The sequence below is a fragment of the Saccharothrix deserti genome (genome assembly GCF_009769385.1).
GTDB classification, from domain to species: domain Bacteria; phylum Actinomycetota; class Actinomycetes; order Mycobacteriales; family Pseudonocardiaceae; genus Actinosynnema; species Actinosynnema deserti.
Genome location: NZ_VKAB01000155.1, coordinates 1 through 1,128, shown reverse-complemented (window position 1 = coordinate 1,128; position 1,128 = coordinate 1). Strand labels below are relative to the sequence as shown.

The window sequence follows — 1,128 nt, the reverse complement described above, 5'->3', positions numbered from 1 at the left end:
GGGTGTATGCCGGTGGGTGTATGCCGGTGGGATGCGGTATTCCGATGGTGGTGGTCTGACCGCGGAGCAACGGGCCCGGCGGGAACGGGTGCGGTTCGAGGCCGCCGAATTGTTCGCCCAGGGGATGGCTCCGCCGCAGGTAGCGCGGCTGCTGCGGGTCTCCCGCAAGTCCGCCTACGCCTGGCATGCCCGCTGGCGGACCGGCGGAGTGCAGGCGCTGCGGTCCAAGGGTCCGTCCGGGCGTCGATCGCGGATGCGGCCGCAGTGGCGGGCGTGGCTGGCGACGGAGCTGGACAAGGGGCCGGCGGCGCACGGCTGGGCCGAGGAGCAGGGCTGGACCCTGGCCCGGGTGGCAGTCGTGATCGCCCGGCGTTTCCACGTCCGGTTCAGCCCCGCGCAGACCTGGCGCATCCTGCGTGACATGGGCTTCACCCCGCAGCTTCCGGTGCGCCGGGCCGTCGAACGCAACGAGCACGACGTGGCCACCTGGGTGAGAAAGACCTGGCCACGCGTGGGAAAACGGTGAGGGCCCGGGACGCGTGGCTGTGCTTCGTCGACGAGGCCGGGCAGCTGCTGCGCCCGCCCTGGGCACGCACCTGGTCTCGTCGCGGCCGGCCCCCGGTGCTGCGGGTGCGCACCGCCGGGGCCGCGCGGCTGTCGCTGGCGGGCATGGTCTGCCGCAAACCGGGCCGGCGCACTCGGCTGATCTACCGCATGCTGGTCCACCGCGGCCGTGCCGGAGAGAAGAAGGGCTTCCGGGAGAAGGACTTCGCCGAGCTGCTCGACGCCGCCCACCAGCAGCTCGGCGGGAACATCGTGCTGGTCTGGGACAACTACACCCACCACGTCGACGCCGCCATGCGCGAGCTGATCGGGAGACGATCGTGGCTGACGGTGTTCCGGCTGCCGCCCTACGCCCCGGATCTGAATCCGGCCGAGGGAGTGTGGGCGCACCTGAAGCGGAGCCTGGCCAACCTGGCTCCGTACGGAATCGACGGCCTGGCGGCGGTGGTCCGCAACCGCCTCAAACGGATGCAGTACCGCCCCGACCTGCTCGACGGGTTCATCGCACAAACCGGATTGATCACTACGCCACCATGACGTCACCCTGAACTGAAAAGGTCAGTA

General features: G+C 70.7%; 2 protein-coding genes. Both read left to right on the top strand.

The annotated features are described in order from the left end of the window. The coding region (locus FM051_RS49980; protein WP_238413278.1) for a winged helix-turn-helix domain-containing protein at positions 1 to 526 on the top strand (526 nt) is incomplete at its 5' end. Further along, a complete protein-coding gene (locus tag FM051_RS49975; protein ID WP_238413277.1) occupies positions 523 to 1,101 on the top strand; it encodes a transposase in 579 nt (192 codons plus the stop codon). The genes FM051_RS49980 and FM051_RS49975, both read left to right, overlap by 4 nt. Positions 1,102 to 1,128 lie beyond the last annotated feature (27 nt).